This window comes from Secundilactobacillus angelensis, from assembly GCF_012641075.1.
In the GTDB taxonomy this organism is placed as follows: domain Bacteria; phylum Bacillota; class Bacilli; order Lactobacillales; family Lactobacillaceae; genus Secundilactobacillus; species Secundilactobacillus angelensis.
In genome coordinates, this window is the sequence record NZ_JAAXLJ010000064.1 from 1 (window position 1) to 725 (window position 725).

At 33.7% G+C, this 725-nt stretch carries 2 protein-coding genes; one reads left to right on the forward strand and one right to left on the reverse strand.

Annotated features, from left to right (window positions below; all coding sequences use genetic code 11):
- The first annotated feature begins 240 nt into the window (after positions 1-240).
- Positions 241-453: a hypothetical protein gene (locus HC026_RS12365; protein ID WP_042253400.1), complete on the forward strand. Its 213-nt coding sequence runs from the start codon at positions 241-243 to the stop codon at positions 451-453.
- A 91-nt stretch (positions 454-544) separates the two neighbouring features.
- Here HC026_RS12365 and HC026_RS12750 read toward each other — a convergent pair.
- Positions 545-725: hypothetical protein (locus tag HC026_RS12750; RefSeq protein ID WP_211089498.1), on the reverse strand; the 181-nt coding region annotated here is incomplete at its 5' end.

Sequence of the window (725 nt, forward strand, 5' to 3'; positions counted from 1 at the left end):
CTGCTGATAACCATAAAATCAATTTCTGCTGTTGTTGAATTGACTGTATTTTTAATTCAATTTATGTTTGCACCTAACTAAGATTGTTATGTTTTAAATATTTAAAAAGTGTTGCAGATTACGCTGTTTTAAGCCAAAATTTTTTAATTGCTTTGTGCAGAGAATCTTTATAAGCTTGGTAACAAATTTTGAATAACGGTGTTGTAAGATCTGTAAATCTAAACTGAAAGCATTATTTTGATGTTAGGAGTCATTAAGATGGACGAAAAGAAAGTATTAAAACCAATTGATGAAATGCTTGCTGATCCTTGGCAAGTTGATATTCAAGAATTGTTTGAAGCTTCTGTCAATGAACCTGATGAGATCAAGAGGAATCTGTATGATTCCCTATACACTTATGTTTTGCAAAAAAGACAAGAAGATATTATTAATCGTCCTGGCTTCGTTATTTAGCCCTCTAAGAGCCTGCTGAGGGCTTTTTGTTTTGCTTTGGTATAAATGTATATGAATAGTCTTAAAATTGCTAGAAACGAAAAATAAGGCCCTAAAAAACGAACATAGCAGCTAAGTTCTTGTTAAGATTCAAAAAAACTAACTGTTTGCTGTCAATGGTAGCGGACGAGCAAAGCGTGGGAGCATAAGGAATTGACAGCTCTAAACCAGTCTTAACACTGAATTGGCGAAAGCCAAAGTTTCTATAAAACTTTGCTTTCCTGCCTAACGGC

What these genes read in the sequence shown, in the direction of transcription:
- HC026_RS12365 (WP_042253400.1), top strand. Translation starts at nt 241, where the DNA reads ATGTTAGGAGTCATTAAGATGGACGAAAAGAAAGTATTAAAACCAATT.